Source organism: Pseudomonas sp. W5-01 (genome assembly GCF_046540435.1).
Lineage (GTDB): Bacteria > Pseudomonadota > Gammaproteobacteria > Pseudomonadales > Pseudomonadaceae > Aquipseudomonas > Aquipseudomonas graminis_B.
Genome location: NZ_JAXCIP010000001.1, coordinates 479534 through 498862, shown reverse-complemented (window position 1 = coordinate 498862; position 19329 = coordinate 479534). Strand labels below are relative to the sequence as shown.

Sequence of the window (19329 nt, the reverse complement as noted above, 5' to 3'; positions counted from 1 at the left end):
TCCTTAAGTAAAAGCTTGTTATCTCTAAGAAACCGCATTAACACTGTGTATCTAGACACAATTGATCATGGTAGGTCATGCTGCTATTTCTAGATATCAGCATCGGGATTCTGCACAGCGTGAAATCTAAATCTGTCCTAAAGTCCTCTTCATCTGGCACCAATCACCCTAGATATATCATTCGCTTCCACAAGGTTGTTCGTCCACGGCTGATGAACAAATTTTTCATCATTCATGAAGTAACCGCTGCCCCAATGAGTTATCTCCGAGCCTACCTATGTCCTGAACGTGTCGTTCTCCCGGTAATAATTTATTTCATCAACAAGCCAACCCGTGTCATGCCCTCCCGCCACTTTATTAGCCAATACATACAAGAGGGAGCTTACTAGCATCCAGCTGCGCAAACCAAAGCCATGGACCTGCAGCGGAAACTCCATATCCTGATCATCTAAATATATCTGATCATCATCTAGACTTTGAAGATAATCCCACGGAATGTAATAGAACTTAGTATCCTCAGGTTTTCGGCACCAGGATTCTGTGTTTGCATATATCCATTCCCCCGATTCTAAGTTGGGGAGGTCGATGATCATTTGACATAACGAATTATATGATCTCATTTACTTGCTCCGTTATTTCACCGCAACTTGAACCATCGCCCCACGTTTTTCTTCCTCCATGACCTTTAGGATGATAGTCCAAATGTTTGGAGTTATGGTCTGGGCCATCCAGCAACAGTAATAAACCGCCGACTGTTTCATGGTCATGCCAAGTTGTCTCCCACCCAAGATCAGTCGGCACCTTTCTTGGAAAGGCGCCGCGCTTACCTGGTGATACTGCTTCACTAACACCGGGATACTTGGTTTCTAGTGTGGCCTTCAACAGCAGCTCATTTTTTCATTCAGTAATATAGCTGCCGATTAGCTTCCTGAAACTTTTTTCCATCACTCATCCGATACATATCGGCGGGCAATCGGGATTCTGCATGAACGTCATAAATAACAGGGTTGTTGAAACTTGCAAGGCCCAGCGGATCTAGCCAGATCAATGGATTTGACGCGTTAAAGTATTGACCCTGAAACCGAAGATTTTGCTCAACCTCACTCACGGCGAGCGTTTCGACCTCTCCCCACGACTTGTATGTCGCTAGCCAAACGATCTGGCCGTCCACATCCGTCATCTCAAGCGTCGTGCCGATTTAGTCGGTATGAAAGTAATAAGCCTTCCGCTCTGCCTCACCTTCGCTCTGGTCAATCCTGGCGAGAGGCGTGTCGCTTCCTGGCTCGTAAATATAGAGGCTGCTCTGCCCTGGCGTTTCCTCACGCAGCATCCGCAGGCCTGGCCATAGGAACTTCTTGTGCTCGGTTTGCCCTGCAATCTCGGATGTCCTCGCGACCCGACAACCCAAGCTGTGATACCGGTAGGTGCCAACACTGTGAACGTCTGCAGCTTGGTTAGCCCTGACCGTTTTTCAATCAGGTTACCCCACGCATCATAGGCATATTCCTGATCGCGCCATTGCTTGATGCGGTTGTCATTCACCTGATCAAACTGGCTGGTGTTGAAGTTCAGGCGGTTCGCCGCAGCGTCGTACCTGAACTCTCCGCCGTCGACGAGATTGCCTGTGTCGCGACGGCGCAACTGCCCGTTGGCTTCATATTCGTACTTGATTTCGCCGCGCAGCTTGTCCAGGGTGCGGGTCAATTCGCCGGCTGGGTCGTATTCGTAGGGGTGGTGGATCGGGTTTTGGGCGTGTTCGACCAGCAGACTGTTGTCGACGCGGTTGAGGATCTGCGGAAGCTTTTCCAGCAGAAGCTTACGTCCGGTAGTCATTTGGACAGGATTGCCGAGCAGGCCGCCAGTGACTTTGGCGGCCATCGACGAAATTTCGAAACGCATAATGGCGTCACCAACCACGAGGGACGTGCAGAGAGCCGCGACCTTCAAACCTATAATGCCAATCCTGTAGATGCCTACCAGACCCTTGGCGCCATCGGTCGACATCAGAATGTTGACGTTGTAGCTCAATCAATTTTATACCGCATCGTTGACCAGCAATTGGTCGGTGTAGTGCCGATCAAATTGCTGGCGCTAATATTTACAACCCATAAATGCTATCAGCTTCTTTATTCATAGTTAACGACCCTAAAGCTCCCAAATCCAAGCTATAGACTTCATCCTCTCCTCTTAAACTTAAAAAATATCCTAAATCTCCATCCTGGCCGATTAGAAAATAGCCAGACTCATAGAATTGCACTTCATACGCTGCATTTCTTTCAAGCAACTTTGCACAACCATAAATACATACCTGGCCTCCTGACACAAGCTTCAGCTCATAAACACCATCCCCCTGTATCACTTCAGCAGAGAACTTTTTATAATTTTGAGAAATCTTACCCCCAAGACCAACTTCAATTTCTTTGAGTTTTTTCAGCACCTGACTTTCGCCCATATTCAAAGCCCTCATTCGGGAGTTAGCAATTAGATATCAAAAAAAGAATTTTTCATACTTTTCTCTCCAAAACCATCAAATACTTACCCGCTTCCTCCAGTTCTTTTCCACCAGAGATATTACGTTTTGTAGGTAGCGTCGATAATGATGTGCGGCAGGCCGTCGTCGCTGTTGAGGTATTCGGTCTTGTGCCCCAGCGGAACGGTTTCAGGGATCAGGTTGCCTTTGTCGTCATAACGGGCTTTCCAGACGCTGCTGTCCGGGAAGGCGGTTTCGGTGATCAAGGTGGTACTGTAGGTGATGCTGTAGGTGATGCTTCGACCGAGCGGGTCGGTCTCTTCGATCAGGCGTGAAAAATCATCGTACTTGAACGTCAGACGATTCCCGTCGGGCAGGCTGATGGCGGTCGTATTGCCCGCTTCGTCGAGGTCGATACCGTAACGCTCACCGCCGAAGTCGCGGCTGGCGATGACCCGTTTGTCCTCGTTGTACTGCACTTCGAGCTCGCGGCCGAGCACGTCGACGGCCCAGGACGTTCTGTTCTTGAAGTCATAACGAAAATGAAAGTGTTCGCCGTCACTGGTCCAATGCTCAACCACCCGCGGCTGGCCATCAATGGTTTCCCAGCGGTAGTTACAGCTCAAACCCAATGCGTTGCTGTGGCTGACCATCACGCCTTCGGCGTAGCTGAACCGGCGCATGCAATCGCCATTGCGATTGATCACCTCGAGGAGCTGACCGTTGTCGTCGTAGCGGTACTGGACGAGGGTTTCAACGGCCAGGTTGTCGACTATGCGTTTGACGTCGCTCAGGCGACCCAGCGGGTTGTCGTAATGCAGGTGAATCCGCACGCCGCCCGGCGCGCTGATATCGGTGAGCGTGCCTTCGACGGTGCGGGTGAAATGCAGGTAATGACCCAGCGCATTTTCCAGGCGCTGCAACGGCACCGAGGTGTTGTCGTCCGGCACTTCGCCGAAGTAGAAAAACACGTTGTCCAGGGTTTGCAGCGGGTAGTGGCCGCCCAGGGTGCGAACCAGGTGGATCTGCTCGTAGGGGTTGTAGATGCGTTCGCCGGGCTCGATGTCGACAAAGGGCACGCTGCGGCCCTGGTTGTCGGTGAGGTAAACGAAGCTGCCGCTGCGGCGCAGGCTCTGCTCCCAGGGCAAGACCCAGCCCTGACCCAACACGCTGTCGACGGTCAGGTCGCTGGCATAGAAGCGGGACCATTCAATCGGCATCAGGCCGGGCAGCACGAAGTCGGTTTCGCTTGAGTCCAGCAACAGCTTGCGGCCTGCTTTGAGATCGACGGGATTGCCAACCTGCCCCGAAGACTGTCCCGAGCGCAGGCCAGTCCGAGAGCTGGCTGCGAGATAGCTGCCTTCGCTTGGAATTGCCGCATCCTGACATCCGGTGAGTGGCTATCTGAAATCTAAGCGCACCGACGCTATGAGCCTAACTAGTCGCTCCGCTTAGGCGCAATAATCCACCTTTGGCAATACCACTTAACCGCCGCTACGCCAACTTGACGTTACGGCTCTTCGATCACATATTCCAAGTGTCAAAAATATAACGCCGGCGGTAAGCGTATTCCGGATAGTTAGAACTCCGCTATTGAGTTGCGCACAGTGTCGCAGAAAAACGCTTCAAAACTTTCGTACATAACTTCTTTGGCACCATCTCGCTTGAAAGCCAGCTCCGTCAATACTACTACCGCCTCGCCCGACGGGCTAAGCTGAGAAGTATCGATGGAAAATAAAGGACCGTAGCCCGATGCCTTAACTACGATCATTTTCGGATCCGCATCTCCCGCATCTCGAGCAAACCTTGCTGCAAAACACACGCAGGGCACCTCCGCGGCTGTGAGCCCGCTTTTGGTAATACCATAATATGTGTTACCACCAAAAGATAACGCACCAAATTTTTTAAGGAACAGCTTATAGGAGGGAGGAAACTGAACCCGTAATGCTTTTTCGAACTCAGCTATAACTTCATCACTCGCGCCTCCGGAAAATGCAGGCTCGTCACTGCTCAAATTCATTTCGTTTTCAATAACATCTATATAAGTCATGATCAACTCTGAAAAAAATCTAAAGACCGCTCTTTCAAAAAGGTCTTTTTCCAAGCATTAAAAGGACCGCGATTCGACGTTGCGGTTGATCATTTCGCCCAACTGGCCCCGGTGGTGTAACGATACTGGACGAGGGTTTCGACGGCTTCATTGCCCACTATGCGCTTGACGTCGGTTAGGCGGTCCAAAGGATTGTCGTAGTGCAAATACACACGCACGCCGCCGGGTGCGCTGATTTCGGTAAGCGTACCGTCGGCCGTTCGGGAGAAATGCAGATAATGCCCGAGCGCATTTTCCAGACGTTGCAACGGCACCAGCGACTGGCAACTTCGCCCGCAACGAACCCTGCGGTGGAGTTCATGACGCACGGCATGATGGCTTTCATTCCCATCTGGCGGCCGGCCTTGATTAGTCGAGGGGATAACCCTTCTCGCAGTGATACTATAGGAAAGTGGAACCGGACTCATCTTCATCTTGTTGAACCATTTTTACGACGAGTTCCCAATCCTCCCCCCCGATAAAATTTCTTCCAAAAAAGACATACGTCATGACTCCACCAAAATAATCATCCCCTCCAGCCTCGACAGAGAACTGGTGTACAAATGACATTGGCACACCATCTAAAAATCGCCAACTTGGTTGGTGGAGCCAACGAGGGCGTTGCCCGTAACTAGCGAACCTACCCTCTAGTTCATCTGCAACCCAAGCTTTTGCTGACCTGGGCGTTGCCGATATCCACGTCAAATCCGGCTGCGGCAGATTCAAACCAATATATTTTTCATACAGCGCTTTTACAAACGGCTCAGCTTCCTCATGACTGACTCCGGCATTAAACTTTTTCGATGCAATCTCGATGACCACTGAACTGAATAAAATATACCTCTTATCCACATCTACCATGAGCTCACTCCCTTAATCACTTCCAACAACTCGGAACCTGCGCGCCTAAAACTTGTCCACAGCGGCATGCTGCCAGCGATCAATCCCAGTCAGGTTAGAACTACTGTGCACGCTTTCGCCGCAAACACGTTGTGGGACGTCCGTGTGATGCAGTTCATAGTGCAAGTATTTAACACTTACTTTGCCTGTCTTCAGGCTTCTTAGTTTTGCAGTGAAGCCTAGTTAAACGCGCTGCAGTCGTCGAATGCGGGCCAGCGCTGATGAATCAATTTAAAACAGGGACTTTCACACCGTTAACGGCGCGCTCTAATGGGGCTTGACAACTTGTAAAGACATGCATCCGTCAATTTCGCAAATCGTAACATTGACGATAAAAATCAGCATACTTTTGTGGATTTTCATCGCTACCCAAGCCCGCTTATCAGAATTATCTTTGCCTCTCAGAGATTGCAGACACTTTGTCGCACCGTTGAGCACGTGCCGCTGAGATTTTAGGTTATTAGCGCGAAACTCTATTATGGAACGAATTGCCGGCAACTCCTCTTCGTTGTAGCCATCTACATCTAAGGGAATAAGAAGCCAGCTATTTACAATTTTTTTAGCTAGCACCTCAGCAGTTCGGCGATCAAAGTAGCCAGATTTAATGAATCCTTCAAAGTCTGCGTTTTCTAATAAATATCTAGAGTTCATTTGGATCAAACACCTTTAGGCCAGATCGACTCCCTTGCGGTTGATATCTACAAACGGCCCCGTTCGGGCCTGATTATCGGTCGAATACACGAAACCGTTGTAGCAGCGTAATTTCATCGACACGCGTTAGGTGACCACCGACGTTGTGGCTGAACTGGCGCATAAAGTTGTCGATAAGCTTCTCTTCGGTCAGTCGTTCGGAGGCATGATATTCGAAGTTGTACGTGACGTTTTTTTAGTTGTACAGTGCGGTGAAGCGAATTGCTTTGTCGTACCCATAATTGATGCGCTGGCCCTTGGCGTCCTGCCGGCAGGACGCCAATCCGCGTGCCGTAGGCACCAGCCGCGTGGTCTGAGCTCTGCCATAGGTGCGCGTGAGGACTTGGCCAATTGCTTTGGGTGTGAATGGCTAGGCAACGCTGTCCAGACACACGATGCGCAAGACTAAACTGTCGGGATTACGATCAAGTCTACTCGTAGACTTCAGGGTATCGATCGTTCCAAGATGCTAGCATTGTCCATCGCTGTCGCTAGACGCCGTCGCGCATAGAGGTGAACCCACTCAATCTGAAAGAGTCCACGACGGCGGTAGCAATTTAATATCCAGGCCCTGCCTCCACGCTCTCGATGTCTACGGCAAGAAGCGGTGCGATCTCTGGATCAGCATCTGTTCGCTGAACTGTAATCACCGCAAGTAATGGTCCAAATTCGCCCGGGATGGGATCAAAACCCCTCAAGTGCACATCTACTGACACACCTTCGCCACTACCTGGCAGCGCTATTTTCGGCCATTCTTGCGTCCGACATAATGGCCAGTTCAGCAATTGCTCGCCGGGGACTATGCTAAGCTCCTGGATATCGTCCCTAACCTTATATCTACCATTGAACTGAGGTAAAGGCACATTCGGAACGAGATCAACATCCTCGCACTTGGCAAGCCCGTGAATATAGTAGTGCCACGGCGTCATACCCCATACCAAAACTAGCAGACCTGCTTCAAATAGATAATTAGCGATTTCCGTCTCACAAAACTCTTTCTGCAGATCAATTATCTCACCAGAAAGGTTTTGTTTAATGAAGGCATCCATTTTATCTATGTCAGCGAGAAAAAAACCCAGCCGCGCAGCGCCATCGTACACGGGCCCCGGATAACGCTCAATTTCTGACGAAGCCTTACCTAGTTCAGAAAGCACTGCAGTTACGTTGACGATCTCACTGTATTCAAGCATGGGCTTAATATGATCGGGCACATCACCTAGCGCCTCCAATGGCCTATCCAAGTAAATAGCCAAATCTAGGTGATAGATGCCCGCGGGTAATGGTGCCGAGTCGAGAGTAACTCGCTCACCGGCAACCTCAATAGAAATAGTTTCGGCTGTAGACGACAGATTTATGACAACTTGTTTTTTTGATAATAACGTGGACTTGAATGTCGGACCGTAATCGAAACAACCCACATTTCTGGTCCATCGAAAAATGACTTTACGCTGCTCCTCTGAAAATCGTGAGAAGTCATAATCGCGAAGATCTATTGAAGTAGCACCTAAACTTATAGTCGCACTCGCGACAACCCTTGAATCGTTCAATGTAAGATACTTACTCTCGAAGCTTAACATCAACTACATCCCCCCATGGCAAATCCTTTACTTCTCGCCCATTGTTTTGTTGCTTCCCAAGCTTGGGATGGCGAGACGTTAGACGCGAGAATCTTACCGGGCCGCCCATTTTCGATAACTCTTACATCACCTCTAAGGTGCGCAATTTCTGGATTGTTATAATGAGTCTCCAACGACTTGAGCCAACCCTCGTTCGTTAACCCTTTCGCCCTCACAGCATCTGCGGTGACGAGCGGCCTAGTATTAGCTCCCATGTTATTGTAGCCATGCATACCACTGTGCTCGACCTTGTTCCATTGCCCCGGTTGCAACCAATACATTGAGGGCACGTTATGGAGAGAGTTGAAAGGAGCGATTCCCAGCTTGGTCGCGACAGCGTGCGGAACCATATGGTGCCCCAATAACACAGGATTGCCCAACGGCATCAATCCCAAAGGATCAACCCACGTGATCGCATTTGGGGCGTAACGGTAAAGATTGTCGCCGCCAACCAACCCAACCGGATCCTGCGTAATGAACCGTCCAACTTCCGCGTCGTAGTACCTAAACGTGTTGTAGTGCAGCCCCGTTTCATCGTCGAAGTACTGACCCTGAAACCGCAGGTTCTGCTCAACCTCGCTCACGGCAAGCGTTTCGACCTCGCCCCAAGCCTTGTACGTCGCTTGCCAAACGATCTGGCCGTTGACATCAGTCATCTCAAGCGGCGTGCCTATCTGGTCGGTATGGAAGTAGTAAAGCTTCCGCTCTGCCTGACCTTCGTTATGGTCAACCCGGGCAAGTGGCGCATAGCTGCCTGGCTCGTAGATGTAGAGGCTGCTCTGTTCCGGCGACTCCGCGCGCAACATGCGCAGGCCTTGCCAGAGGAAATGCTTGTGCTCGGTTCGCCCTTGAATCTCAGACGTCTTTCCAACCCGACGGCCCAGGCTGTCATACCGATACGTGCCAACGCTATGCGTCTGGCTGTTGACCATTGTCTCCGCGCGCACGAGCCGGTTTTCGCAGTCATATGTAAACGTCTGAAGCTTGCCCAGCCCTACCCGCTTCTCAATCAGGTTGCCCCACGCGTCGTAGGCATATTCTTGGTCGCGCCAGCGTTTTATGCGGTTGTCTTTAACCTGGTCAAACTGGCTGGTGTTGAAGTTCAGGCGGTTGGCCGCAGCGTCGTAGCGGAACTCTTCGCTATCGACCAAACGACCGGTATCACGACTGTGCAGTTGGCCGTTGGCTTCGTATTCGTATTTGATCTCGCCGCGTAGCTTATCGAGCGTCCGGGTCAGCTCTCCCGCCGGGTCGTACTCATATCGCCGGTGAATCGGGTTGTACGCATGATCGACCAGCAACGAGGTGTTGATCCCCGGATTCTGAATCTGCGACAGCTTGTCGGCAGGCAAGGTCGACGCGAACTGCCAGCTCTTGCGCCCCATGGCGTCGTAGCCAAAGCAACTGGTCAGCTTGCCCTGCGATCGGTAGACCTCACGATGCAGATCATCGCGCTCCATGTCACTGATGAGTAGCCCGTCGAGGTTGAGTTGGTGCAGGTGGCCGCTGCCGTAGTACAGATGATTCAGGTGCTGACCAGTCGGCAATGTCAGCGTGGTCAGGTTGCTGAGCGGATCGTATTCGTAGGAAAGCGCACCTTGCGGCGTCGTTTCTTTGATCAAGCGGCCCAGTATGTCGTAGGCAAATTCCAGTTTCTCTTCGCCGATGCCAAGTTTCTTACCAATCGAGGTCGGCAATCGCGCAATCGACAGCAGCCGATCGCCTTCGTCGTAACCATAGTCCTGCCGTGTATCCTGGTTGACCTTCGCCAGCAGGCGACCAATCACATCACGCTCAAATTCCGTACTACGCTGTGGCCGCTCGGCCCTATCGCCGTAGCCGATTTCATCCAGCCGCGTCAGATGCCCACCCTGGTTGTAGCTGAACCGACGCGTCAGGTTGTCGATGCGTTTTTCTTCGATCAAGCGATCCGAAACGTCATAAGCAAATTCATAAGTCGCATTGTTTTCGTTGACCAGCGCTGTCAGGCGAATCGCCTTGTCGTACTCGTAACTGATGCGCTGGCCCTTGGCGTCCTGGCTGCTGGCTGGGAGTCCGCGCGCCGTGCGCAGCAGACGCGTAATCTGGCCCTTGCCATCGGTATGCGTCAGGACTTGGCCGAGTGCGTTGTAGGTAAACGACTCGGCTGTGCCATCGGGGTGCTCAATGCGCACCACTTCGCCGTCGGGTTTGCGCTCAAGTCTTGTCGTCTGGTTCAGCGCGTCGGTGACGGCGACTAGATGGGACCGATCATCGTAGGTGTAGAAGGTGTTTTTGCCCGAGCAATCCTGAAACCGCTCCACCTGCGCCAACTCGTTCCACCACAGGTATTTGGATTTGTATGTGGCGTCGATGATGGTGTGCGGTAAGCCGTCGTCGCTGTTGAGGTACTCCGTCTTGTGGCCGAGTGCATCAACTTCAGCGATAAGGTTGCCTTTATCGTCGTATCGGGCTTTCCAGACGCTGCCATCAGGATAAGTCGCTTCGGTCACCAACCTCGTACCAAGGTGGTGTTTGTAGCGGATCTTGCGGCCCAGCGGATCGGTTTCTTCGATCAAGCGAGAGAAGTCGTCGTACTTGAACGCCAGCTTATTGCCATCGGGTAGCGTAATGCCGGTCAGGTTACTGAATTCGTCCAGGTCCATGGCGTAGCGCTCACCGCCGTAATCGCGGCTGGCGATGACAAGGCGATCCTCGTTGTAATGCACCTCAAGCTCGCGCCCGAGCACGTCAACTGCCCAGGACGTGCGCTTTTGGAAGTCGTAGCGAAAATGAAAGTGCTCGCCGTCACTGGTCCAATGCTCCACTACGCGCGGCTGACCGTCGATGGTTTCCCAGCGGTAGTTGCAGCTCAGGCCCAAGGCATTGCTGTGGCTGATCATCACGCCTTCGGCATAACTGAAACGGCGCATCGTATCGCCGTTACGGTTGATCACTTCGCTCACCTGGCCGTCGTGGGTGTAGCGATACTGAACGAGGGTTTCGACGGCCTCATTGCCAACTATGCGCTTGACGTCAGTCAGGCGACCAAGCTGATCGTCGTAATGCAGGTGAATACGCACGCCGCCGGGGGCGCTGATGTCGGTAAGCGTACCGTCGGCGGTTCGGGTGAAATGCAGATAATGCCCCAGCGCATTTTCCAGACGCTGCAAGGGCACCTGTGTGTTGTCGTCCGGCACTTCGCCGAAGTAGAAGAAGGTGTTATCGAGGGTTTGCAGGAGGTAGTGGCCGCCGGGCGATCGGACCAGATAGATCTGCTCGTAGGGGTTGTAGACGCTTTCGCCAGGCTCGATGTCGACAAAGGGCACGCTGCGGCCCTGATTGTCGGTGAGGTACACAAAGCTGCCGCTTCTGCGCAGGCTTTGTTCCCAAGGCAGCACCCAGCCTCGGCCTAGGACGCTTTCAACGGCAAGATCGCTGGCATAGAAGCGGGACCACTCGATAGGCATCAGACCCGGTAACACAAAATCGGTTTCGCCTGACTCAAACAGTAATTTACGGCCGGTGGTGAGGTCGACGGGATTGCCGGTCGCAGCACCTATCGCACCTCCAATCGCTGGCCCGGCGACAAAGCGACCGAACAGGTATGTACCCGTCACCCCGGCGATGAATTTTAGTGCGCAGGGCCCAGCCGCTTTAAGCCCTGCGGTCAGGCCGAGGCTAAAAACTTTGCCGAGTGCCCGCCACCCGCCCGCTACGATGATCGCTATATCAACGCCAAAGCGCAGCTCGTCAGAAATCTCCTCGTCCACGTGAAGATAACGCGTGGTACCGCCACCGATAAAAACGTCGCTTGACCCGGTTGCGATTCTTGCATCACAGGTCACCTTATCGCCCTTGCGCGAAGCCGCGACGTTGTTGATGAAAATGTTGCTAGAACCTTCAGCGACTTTCACTGGAGGCGGATGCTTGTCGCAGGTGGCCATGCTCAATATGGCATGAGCGGCATTGCGGCTATTGATAAACACATCCGCTGAACATCCTGCCAACAGGATGCCCCCGGCCGGAGAGGCTCGCGAAGAGCCCCATGCCTCTCCCACAGCAGGCATGACACCGGATCCTACTGAAAGTACACCTATGAGGAGAATAGTGCCTAGGCCCAACGTGCACGCAAATAAAGCGCCAGCAGCAACTGCCATTGCAATCCCAATGACCGCACCCGCTAGAAAACCGCCCAGAGCCCAGGTGTGTTCTATTCCGTCTCCCCAACGCGCCGCTTCGAACATCGGTTATTCCTGTTCGGAGTTGGTTGAGGCGACGATGCCCTCACGCGGCTGAAAGCTCGTTAGAAGCTTCAGCCAGTCTTCATCCTGCACAGAGCTGAAGTCGGCTTGGCTGGTCGTTGAAAACACCAGAATGCGCCCTGGCTGAATCTCGAACGCTGCCTGCCGCTGGTACACCGGCCGACTATCGTTCATGTAGTAAGCGTCAACCTGGATTCCGGCAAATGTCTGGCCCGTAGAGAGCACCGCCGCCTTCTTGCCCAGTAGCGTGTAGCCGCGCAGTTTCGACGTAATGAGCTTGATCTGACGGCTGATGTAGGCGTTCAGATCCTCGGCTGGAAGCATGTTGTCACGGCCGACCGTGATGTTCAGCGGAGCAGGAACGCTGTTACCGACCACGAACATATTTACGGTGCGGTCCTGAACGCCTTCCGGCAACGTGATCGATCCTTCTTGAAGCTGATAGTCCATTGAGGTGTGTCCGTAAAATAATAAAGAAGGGATTCAGAAAGCCGCGATGTTCTCGAGCATTTCGTCGAACTCGATCAGCCAGCTCGCCAGCGCGGCATGTTCTGGATTGATCACAGTCGACACGCTAAACCACTGGCGCTCGTTGCCGTGGGCAGGCGCGATGATGGCGCTGGTCGCACGACCATGGCGGCGCTCCTCTCCTGCCATGAACGCATAATCCAGCGAAATCGCCGGGCTGCCCGCCAACAGGCAGTCGCTTTGGCGCACGACGGTGACATCGCCATGATGCTTGCGCAGGTTGTCCACGTAGAGCTCGGCGGACCGCTGCAATGTCAGGCCCTCCGGCGCCGGGCGACGTTTCGCGCTGAACGTCACAGGTTGACCCTCTCTGTCGAGGGTCATGTCAAGGTCGCGAAACGTGAGCGCGTGAGGCATCAACAACACCAAGCCGGCGATCTTCAACTCGTTGCGCGAAGGTTGCAGCGGCAACAGCGGTTCGGGTTCAGGCTCTATAACGATCGCTGCAGCACTGGCCGCTTCCTCCGCCTGCTGGCGAGCCAATGCCTCGGCGGCCAGGCGCTTCTCCGAGATGCGGTCGTACATGCTGATTCTGGTGCTGGGAATCGACGAATTTCTCATTTGTTGATATCGACCCGCTTGCCGTGAACGAATGTGTCGTTCTTGCCAAAAATATCGACCGAATTACTCGTGATTTCGATACGGCCATCCATGATTTTGATGCTGCTCTCACCGACCGTGAGAACGATTTCGGTCTTGGCAGTGATATGAACGAACTGGTTGTCGACCTGAATCGTCAACGAGCCGTCTAGAACCTTCATCCGGGTATCGTTCTTGATCGTTTCGGTGTGGGTGCCGCCTACGGTGATGGTCCTGTTATTCCCCACCTCGTGCTTTTCATCCACCTCGATCTCGGTGTCCAAGTTGCGCTCGGCGTGCATATGGATCTGCTCGACGCCGGACTTGTCCTCAAAGCGGAAGAAGTTCGCCGTGGCCGCACTGCCCTTGGTCGAGCGCGTCAGAAAACCACTCTGCGTCTTATTCGCCGGCAACGACCATGGCGGGGTGTTCTTGCTGTTATAGACGCTGCCCATGATCAGCGGGCGGTCGGGGTTGCCGTCCAGGAAAACCACGACAACTTCATCGCCCACGCGCGGAATCTGAATGCTGCCGAAACCGCCACTGGCGCCGGATTGGGCGACGCGGACCCAGCAGGAGCTGTGGTCGTTGTACTTGCCGTTGCGGTCCCAGTGGAACTGGACTTTCACGCGACCGAGTTCGTCTGTGAAGATTTCTTCGCCCGGCGGGCCAACGATGATGGCGGTCTGTGGCCCGGAGATCGTCGGGCGTGGCGTGGACAGTTGCGGGCGGAAGGGAATCTTTTTGCGCACGCAGGAGAAGGTGTTGTAGTAGCTGGCCTGATGGCCGTTGAGGTAGTTGTTGTGGCCTTCGCTTTCGACGCCCATCAGCAGGAACTGACGATCGTCGGCCGAGCCTTGATCGTGGTCGTAGTGCTGCACCAGCTCGAAGGTATAACCAGGCTTCATCGCGCGGCAGTTGCTCGCCCCGTCGAACTTCTTGCCGCGGATTTCCAGGGCTTCCATGCGCAGGCGCAACAGCGTTTCGCCCTCGTCGTAAGTGCCGTGGGTGTACTGGCCGGGGAAGTCGTAGATCTCGAACGTCTCGACGTCGCCCTGCTTGTTCAGGCTGTTCATGCCGACGGGCAGACGGTTGTTGGGCTGACGGTAGTCGAAGGTCTGCACGGCCATCTTGCCCGCCTGCAACTGGCGGTTGCCGCTCCATTTGGTGATGGAGTCTGCGGTTTCGGTGACGGACGCGGTGTGGAACCGGATCTGCGGTTGCTCGGGCAACGGCTGCAGCATGCTGGAGTCGTCGCAGATGATCATGGTGTGGGCTTCGGCGGTGTGCTCGAAGTAGTAAAACATCCCTTCTTCTTCAAGCAGACGCTGGACGAAGCTGAAGTCGGTTTCACGGTACTGGTGATGTAGGTGTAGCGCTTTTGCGATATGTCAGCTTAAGTGGAACGATGACAAAATTCCGCCAGCGCCCTCGCTTGAAAATAAGTAAAGGACATCTAAACCAACTTCGGAGATCAAGCATTCAGCATATTTGAATAAAGGCATTAACATTCCGACTGGACGATCAGGCGACAGCAGCCGAGCTAAATATTCGACCCATACAAACAGCATCGGAACGCATAAATTCGCACCCAACGCTTACTACCAGATATGAGCAACTTTATTTATAAGGATGTTTGGCCGCTTAGACTCAGCAAAACGACCAAATGTTCAAAATTTTATATAATCCCAACGAACGACGACATCATAGATGCCCATTAGCAAGAGACACAATTGAACACATGAGATCAATCAAACTTCACTGGTAGCCTTTGAGCATCCAAGGTATTGATCTCCTGCTCGGAAAGCAAGTCATCAAACGCATCACCACCAAATTTTTCGATGAATACTCTTTCAACCTCAGAAATCGCGATGCACTGTAACCAATTAATCTTTAAATTTTTAAAGCTTAACTCTGGAAAGTGAGCATCATTCCAAATATAGGGCACAGTTAAATAGATGTGAGGCATAATAGGATCGGGCAGATAGTCCTGAAATATGTTCGGAACTACATCTCCAGGCATCACAGCTTCTTTGCGCTTTTGAATGAAGAAAGCGGCTGAAGCGACAGCGTTCTCCCAATATATTTCGGGGATTAGTGCCGCAGCACATAATTCCACGCGAGTTCCAAACTCGTCGCCGTCTGCATCAAGCAACGAAATTTCAGAAAGGCCGATGGACCCAATTGACTTGACACCCTTATGCACTGAATCAAGCGTCGTGAGCAACTCGACTGACAACACTCTATTGTCGTCGTGGTAGACTTGAACTTTTAGCTCACCTTTGAAAACTTGAAGAGTATGTTTAGCTACTGCGCGACGCTGTTCACTTGGAGTAGACATCTTGAGGCCCTAACTATGTGATTGCTTTCGAATCAGAAAAATGGCTTAGTGAAAAAGTAAACCCTGTAGCCATGCAGTGCAGTGCACTGCTCACATGCGCATTAAGAAACTTAACAGGTTCATTAACCCTTCTGCACTAAAATCAAATAACATATAAAACGCTGGCATTTTGACAAGTGGAAGCGCGAGCCTAGCTCGACCAGTTTCAGTCGAATAGCAACTCACCACATTCGTGGCGAGCTGAATTCTCACGGAGCAGCGGATAATGAATGCATACACGCGTCGTTAATATATTAAATTTTACTCTAGTTCCCCAATTCACTCCAAGGGTCATACTTAAAATGCTCGTCAATAGGTATAAAGTTAAGCCCCTTTAACCCTTGCTTTGTAGACTCATCAATGAATCTTTGGCTACACGCATGTTCCATTAATTCTGAGCACCAGAAGAAATCCCTATCTATACCACTTCTAACTGAGAACTTTTTTATCCAGTTATAGCAATGCGCTCCAGGATAAAATTTGTTGACAGCAACCTCCCCAGTGGAAAGATCTTTCTCTAATGAAAACTCAGACTTCTCCTCATCCAGCAATGCAACCCACTCTGCCGCCAGGTAAAAGAAATAATCTTTACTTGGTTTTCCTCCATTAGCCAGACGGACTTCAACAGGAACTGCTCTATATTTAACACCTAGAACATCACATACCGCGATAAATTTATCAGAAACAAAGCCTCTCGGAGATCCGATATAGTCAAAATCCAAATCTACATCTTCTAAGTCAGTGCACTTAAAAATATGCGTGTTTTTGATCACGTATTTGTCCGGATCCGGATCATAAGCCTCCCATTCCCAGTCACAATTCTCTTCCCCAGCTAAATAGATAGGGCAACCCCTAGAACCGCCTGCATATTCTACTATGTAAAATTCGTGACCCATCTACTTTAATCCCCCTGTGATTGCATTAACCGCATATTTCCCGTTCTCTAAGCCCTCCCGAGCTATTCGTTGGATGTTACCAATACCCAGCGCAAGCTGGGTATCACTTAGTGCGCCCCGTCCAAACAGCTTGTTTAGCTTATCTAATTCCGGGCGAATGGCTGCGGTGTATTCTTTATGACTTGTCCAGTGGCCCGGTAGATCGAGAATTTTTGCAAGCGACGGATTGTCAGGTAGAAACATGCCATTCGACGGCCCGTCGTTTCTGAAACCGATGCTTTTCAATTTGGAGAACATACCGGCGTAGAGTTTATCCTTCATTAACTGCTCCGGGATCAGATGGTGATTCGCCATATCATCACCAACTTTATGACCCATCGCTTGACCGAGCTTTGTAGAACACAGTCCCAAAACGTCTACCTCGCCCAGCGGGCTTAGTACGTACTGGTAAAGATTTATGCCCCCTAGTAGCCCTATCGGATCTTGTGTGATGAACCGCCCCACACCCGGATCGTAATACCTGAACGTGTTGTAGTGCAGGCCCGTCTCATCGTCGAAATACTGGCCCTGGAAACGCAGATTTTGCTCAACTTCACTCACGGCAAGCGATTCGACCTCACCCCATGCCTTGTACGTCGCCTGCCACACGATCTGGCCGTCCACATCAGTCATGTCCAACGGCGTGCCTATCTGGTCTGTATGGAAGTAGTAAAGCTTCTGCTCTGCCTCACCTTCGTTTTGGTCGACACGTGCTAGCGGCGCGTAGCTTCTAGGCTCGTAGATATAAAGGCTGCTCTGCCACGGTGTTTCTTCGCGCAGCATCTGCAGGCCTTGCCAGAGGAAATGCTTGTGCTCGGTCTGGCCATCGATCTCGGACGTCTTGCTAACGCGGCGACCCAAACTGTCATACCGATACGTGCCAATGCTGTGCACCTGGCTGTTAACCATCGTTTCCGCACGCACGAGCCGGTTTTCGCAGTCGTAGGTGAATGTCTGCAGCTTGGATAAGCCCGACCGTTTCTCAATCAGGTTGCCCCAGGCATCGTAGGTATATTCTTGGTCGCGCCACTGCTTGATGCGGTTGTCTTTCACCTGATCAAATTGGCTGGTATTGAAGTTCAGCCGGTTGGCCGCAGCGTCGTATCGAAACTCTTCGCTATCAACCAAGCGACCTGTGTCGCGGCTGTGCAGCTGCCCGTTGGCTTCGTATTCGTACTTGATCTCCCCGCGCAGTTTGTCGAGCGTGCGGGTCAGTTCGCCTGCAGGGTCGTACTCGTAGCGCCGATGAATCGGGTTGTATGCATGATCGACCAACAGCGAGGTGTTGATGCCTGGGTTCTGGATCTGCGACAGCTTTTCAGCCGGAATAGTGGACGCAAACTGCCAGCTCTTGCGTCCCATGGCGTCATAGCCAAAACAACTGGTGAGCTTGCCCTGGGACCGATAAACCTCTCGATGCAGGTCGTCGCGTTCCATGTCGCTGATCAACAATCCATCGAGGTTAAGTTGGTGCAGGTGGCCGCTCCCGTAGTACAGGTGATTCAGGTGTTGGCCAGTCGGCAACGTCAGCGTGGTCAGGTTGCTAAGCGGATCGTACTCGTAGGCCAACGCCCCTTGCGGCGTCGTTTCTTTTACCAAGCGACCCAGCAGGTCATAACTGAAGTCGAGGGTCTCTTCAGCAACACCGAGCTTCTTGCGAATGCTTGAAGGCCGGCGGTGGATGCTGAGCAACCGGTCTGCTTCGTCGTAACTGATGCGTTGGCCCTTGGCGTCCTGACGGCTGGCAGGCAGTCCGTGCGCCGTGCGCAGCAGAAGCGTAATCTGGCCTCTGCCGTCGGTGTCTGATTCAACGCGTCGGTGACGGCCAGTCGTTGCAACGGTATGGAGGTGTTGCCGTCCGGGATTTCGCCGAAGTAGAAAAAAACGTTGTTCAGAGTTTGTAGCAGGTAGTGCCCGGCAAGGGTCTGGACCAGATAAATCTGCTCGTAGGCGTTGTAAATGCGCTCCCCGGCTCGACGTCGACAAAGGGCACGCTGCGGCCCTGGTTGTCGGTGAGGTAAACGAACCTGCCGCTGCGGCCCAGGCTCTGTGCCCACGGCAAGACCCAGCCTCGGCCCAGAACGGGATCTCTTTTTGCTCTATCGGTCCTTACCTCACTCTTGAGAAAAATATTCCGAACGCACCAGCTTGACCAGGCAGACGGCTAAAATGATTTCCACACTACAGAGCGGAGACACCATTGGAAACGGGAACTGTAATGCAACGCAACTGTGCAATAACCTTTCAATGCCCACATCCAGAGTTTATAAATTGTCGAACCTCATAAGCCATTTAAAAGCTCCAGATCAAAATCTTTATTTTTTATTATTTTTTTGTTGGATTTGATCTGCTCCAATTTTTCATTAGTGACAAGCCCTGGACTAGAAGCGAGAGCGCAATGAATAAATACAGCGGGATACGCGTAGTCAGACGGTGATTCTATAACGCCCTCTATAGTTAGAGCGCTTGGTATGATGCAAGAAATTACTTTCGGCACATAGTAATCAACCAGCGAATCTATTATTTTCTTGCAAACTTCGGTAGCTGCATCAGGCTTTGGCGTTTTGATTGCGCCGCCGATATCGCTGCTAAATCTCTTATCTGAACGACCTGAAGTCACAAATGAAAAACATGAATCATTAAAAAGATTACTTTTGTAAGGCGGCTCATACTTTCGAGAGCACTCAAATATAACACCACCATATACAAAACCACCTAGAACATACGCATCAGCCTTTGCTAAATGCTGAAAAAAAATATCGGCAACTACGATTTTATCCAAGCGGAATTTCAGTTTATTTTTTGAGGCTGCAACAGTGACTCCCTGCGAGCCTGTTATTTCTTTCAGCTCCTTTAATAACATGCTCTCAAAAAAAACTCTATTTTCTAAGCTCATAA

The 19329-nt window shown here is 51.9% G+C and carries 12 protein-coding genes and 5 pseudogenes; all 17 read right to left on the bottom strand.

Annotated features, from left to right (window positions below):
• Window positions 1-606: 606 nt before the first annotated feature.
• The 17 genes and pseudogenes from SLW75_RS02070 to SLW75_RS01990 all read right to left on the bottom strand — a co-directional run bounded on the left by SLW75_RS02070 (window position 607) and on the right by SLW75_RS01990 (window position 19327).
• Entirely contained in the window at window positions 607-882 is a 276-nt protein-coding gene (locus SLW75_RS02070) for a hypothetical protein (protein WP_410933390.1), read from the bottom strand.
• 19 nt (window positions 883-901) lie between these two features.
• Window positions 902-1806, bottom strand: a pseudogene (locus SLW75_RS02065) (RHS repeat domain-containing protein); the annotation flags it as partial.
• Window positions 1807-2098: 292 nt separating this feature from the next.
• Window positions 2099-2452: a hypothetical protein gene (locus SLW75_RS02060; RefSeq protein ID WP_410933389.1), complete on the bottom strand. Its 354-nt coding sequence runs from the start codon at window positions 2450-2452 to the stop codon at window positions 2099-2101.
• A 122-nt stretch (window positions 2453-2574) separates the two neighbouring features.
• Window positions 2575-3777, bottom strand: a pseudogene (locus SLW75_RS02055) (DUF6531 domain-containing protein); the annotation flags it as partial.
• 272 nt (window positions 3778-4049) lie between these two features.
• Window positions 4050-4520 carry an SMI1/KNR4 family protein gene (locus tag SLW75_RS02050; protein WP_410933388.1) on the bottom strand — a complete coding sequence of 157 codons (471 nt, stop codon included), beginning with the start codon at window positions 4518-4520 and terminating at the stop codon, window positions 4050-4052.
• 60 nt (window positions 4521-4580) lie between these two features.
• Window positions 4581-4834 (bottom strand): annotated as a pseudogene (locus SLW75_RS02045) (hypothetical protein); the annotation flags it as partial.
• A gap of 127 nt (window positions 4835-4961) precedes the next feature.
• Entirely contained in the window at window positions 4962-5420 is a 459-nt protein-coding gene (locus SLW75_RS02040; protein ID WP_410933387.1) for a hypothetical protein, read from the bottom strand.
• Window positions 5421-5726: 306 nt separating this feature from the next.
• Window positions 5727-6110, bottom strand: a complete 384-nt coding sequence (locus SLW75_RS02035) for a hypothetical protein (protein WP_410933386.1) — start codon at window positions 6108-6110, stop codon at window positions 5727-5729.
• 596 nt (window positions 6111-6706) lie between these two features.
• A complete protein-coding gene (locus SLW75_RS02030) occupies window positions 6707-7726 on the bottom strand; it encodes a hypothetical protein (RefSeq protein ID WP_410933385.1) in 1020 nt (339 codons plus the stop codon).
• Window positions 7726-11991: an RHS repeat-associated core domain-containing protein gene (locus SLW75_RS02025; RefSeq protein WP_410933384.1), complete on the bottom strand. Its 4266-nt coding sequence runs from the start codon at window positions 11989-11991 to the stop codon at window positions 7726-7728. The genes SLW75_RS02030 and SLW75_RS02025 overlap by 1 nt, the downstream gene beginning before the upstream one ends.
• A gap of 3 nt (window positions 11992-11994) precedes the next feature.
• Window positions 11995-12459, bottom strand: a complete 465-nt coding sequence (locus SLW75_RS02020) for a DcrB-related protein (RefSeq protein ID WP_410933383.1) — start codon at window positions 12457-12459, stop codon at window positions 11995-11997.
• Window positions 12460-12492: 33 nt separating this feature from the next.
• Window positions 12493-13062, bottom strand: a complete 570-nt coding sequence (locus SLW75_RS02015) for a hypothetical protein (protein WP_410933382.1) — start codon at window positions 13060-13062, stop codon at window positions 12493-12495.
• A gap of 32 nt (window positions 13063-13094) precedes the next feature.
• Window positions 13095-14497: pseudogene (gene tssI / locus SLW75_RS02010) on the bottom strand (type VI secretion system tip protein TssI/VgrG); the annotation flags it as partial.
• A 366-nt stretch (window positions 14498-14863) separates the two neighbouring features.
• A complete protein-coding gene (locus SLW75_RS02005) occupies window positions 14864-15457 on the bottom strand; it encodes a suppressor of fused domain protein (RefSeq protein WP_410933381.1) in 594 nt (197 codons plus the stop codon).
• Window positions 15458-15762: 305 nt separating this feature from the next.
• A complete protein-coding gene (locus tag SLW75_RS02000; RefSeq protein WP_410933380.1) occupies window positions 15763-16392 on the bottom strand; it encodes a hypothetical protein in 630 nt (209 codons plus the stop codon).
• Window positions 16393-18246: pseudogene (locus tag SLW75_RS01995) on the bottom strand (RHS repeat-associated core domain-containing protein); the annotation flags it as partial.
• Window positions 18247-18712: 466 nt separating this feature from the next.
• On the bottom strand, window positions 18713-19327 hold the full coding sequence (locus SLW75_RS01990; RefSeq protein ID WP_083233103.1) for a hypothetical protein: 615 nt from the start codon (window positions 19325-19327) through the stop codon (window positions 18713-18715).
• Window positions 19328-19329 lie beyond the last annotated feature (2 nt).

What these genes read in the sequence shown, in the direction of transcription:
- SLW75_RS02060 (WP_410933389.1), bottom strand. Translation starts at nt 2,452, where the DNA reads ATGGGCGAAAGTCAGGTGCTGAAAAAACTCAAAGAAATTGAAGTTGGT.
- SLW75_RS02050 (WP_410933388.1), bottom strand. Translation starts at nt 4,520, where the DNA reads ATGACTTATATAGATGTTATTGAAAACGAAATGAATTTGAGCAGTGAC.
- SLW75_RS02040 (WP_410933387.1), bottom strand. Translation starts at nt 5,420, where the DNA reads ATGGTAGATGTGGATAAGAGGTATATTTTATTCAGTTCAGTGGTCATC.
- SLW75_RS02035 (WP_410933386.1), bottom strand. Translation starts at nt 6,110, where the DNA reads ATGAACTCTAGATATTTATTAGAAAACGCAGACTTTGAAGGATTCATT.
- SLW75_RS02030 (WP_410933385.1), bottom strand. Translation starts at nt 7,726, where the DNA reads ATGTTAAGCTTCGAGAGTAAGTATCTTACATTGAACGATTCAAGGGTT.
- SLW75_RS02025 (WP_410933384.1), bottom strand. Translation starts at nt 11,991, where the DNA reads ATGTTCGAAGCGGCGCGTTGGGGAGACGGAATAGAACACACCTGGGCT.
- SLW75_RS02020 (WP_410933383.1), bottom strand. Translation starts at nt 12,459, where the DNA reads ATGGACTATCAGCTTCAAGAAGGATCGATCACGTTGCCGGAAGGCGTT.
- SLW75_RS02015 (WP_410933382.1), bottom strand. Translation starts at nt 13,062, where the DNA reads ATGTACGACCGCATCTCGGAGAAGCGCCTGGCCGCCGAGGCATTGGCT.
- SLW75_RS02005 (WP_410933381.1), bottom strand. Translation starts at nt 15,457, where the DNA reads ATGTCTACTCCAAGTGAACAGCGTCGCGCAGTAGCTAAACATACTCTT.
- SLW75_RS02000 (WP_410933380.1), bottom strand. Translation starts at nt 16,392, where the DNA reads ATGGGTCACGAATTTTACATAGTAGAATATGCAGGCGGTTCTAGGGGT.
- SLW75_RS01990 (WP_083233103.1), bottom strand. Translation starts at nt 19,327, where the DNA reads ATGAGCTTAGAAAATAGAGTTTTTTTTGAGAGCATGTTATTAAAGGAG.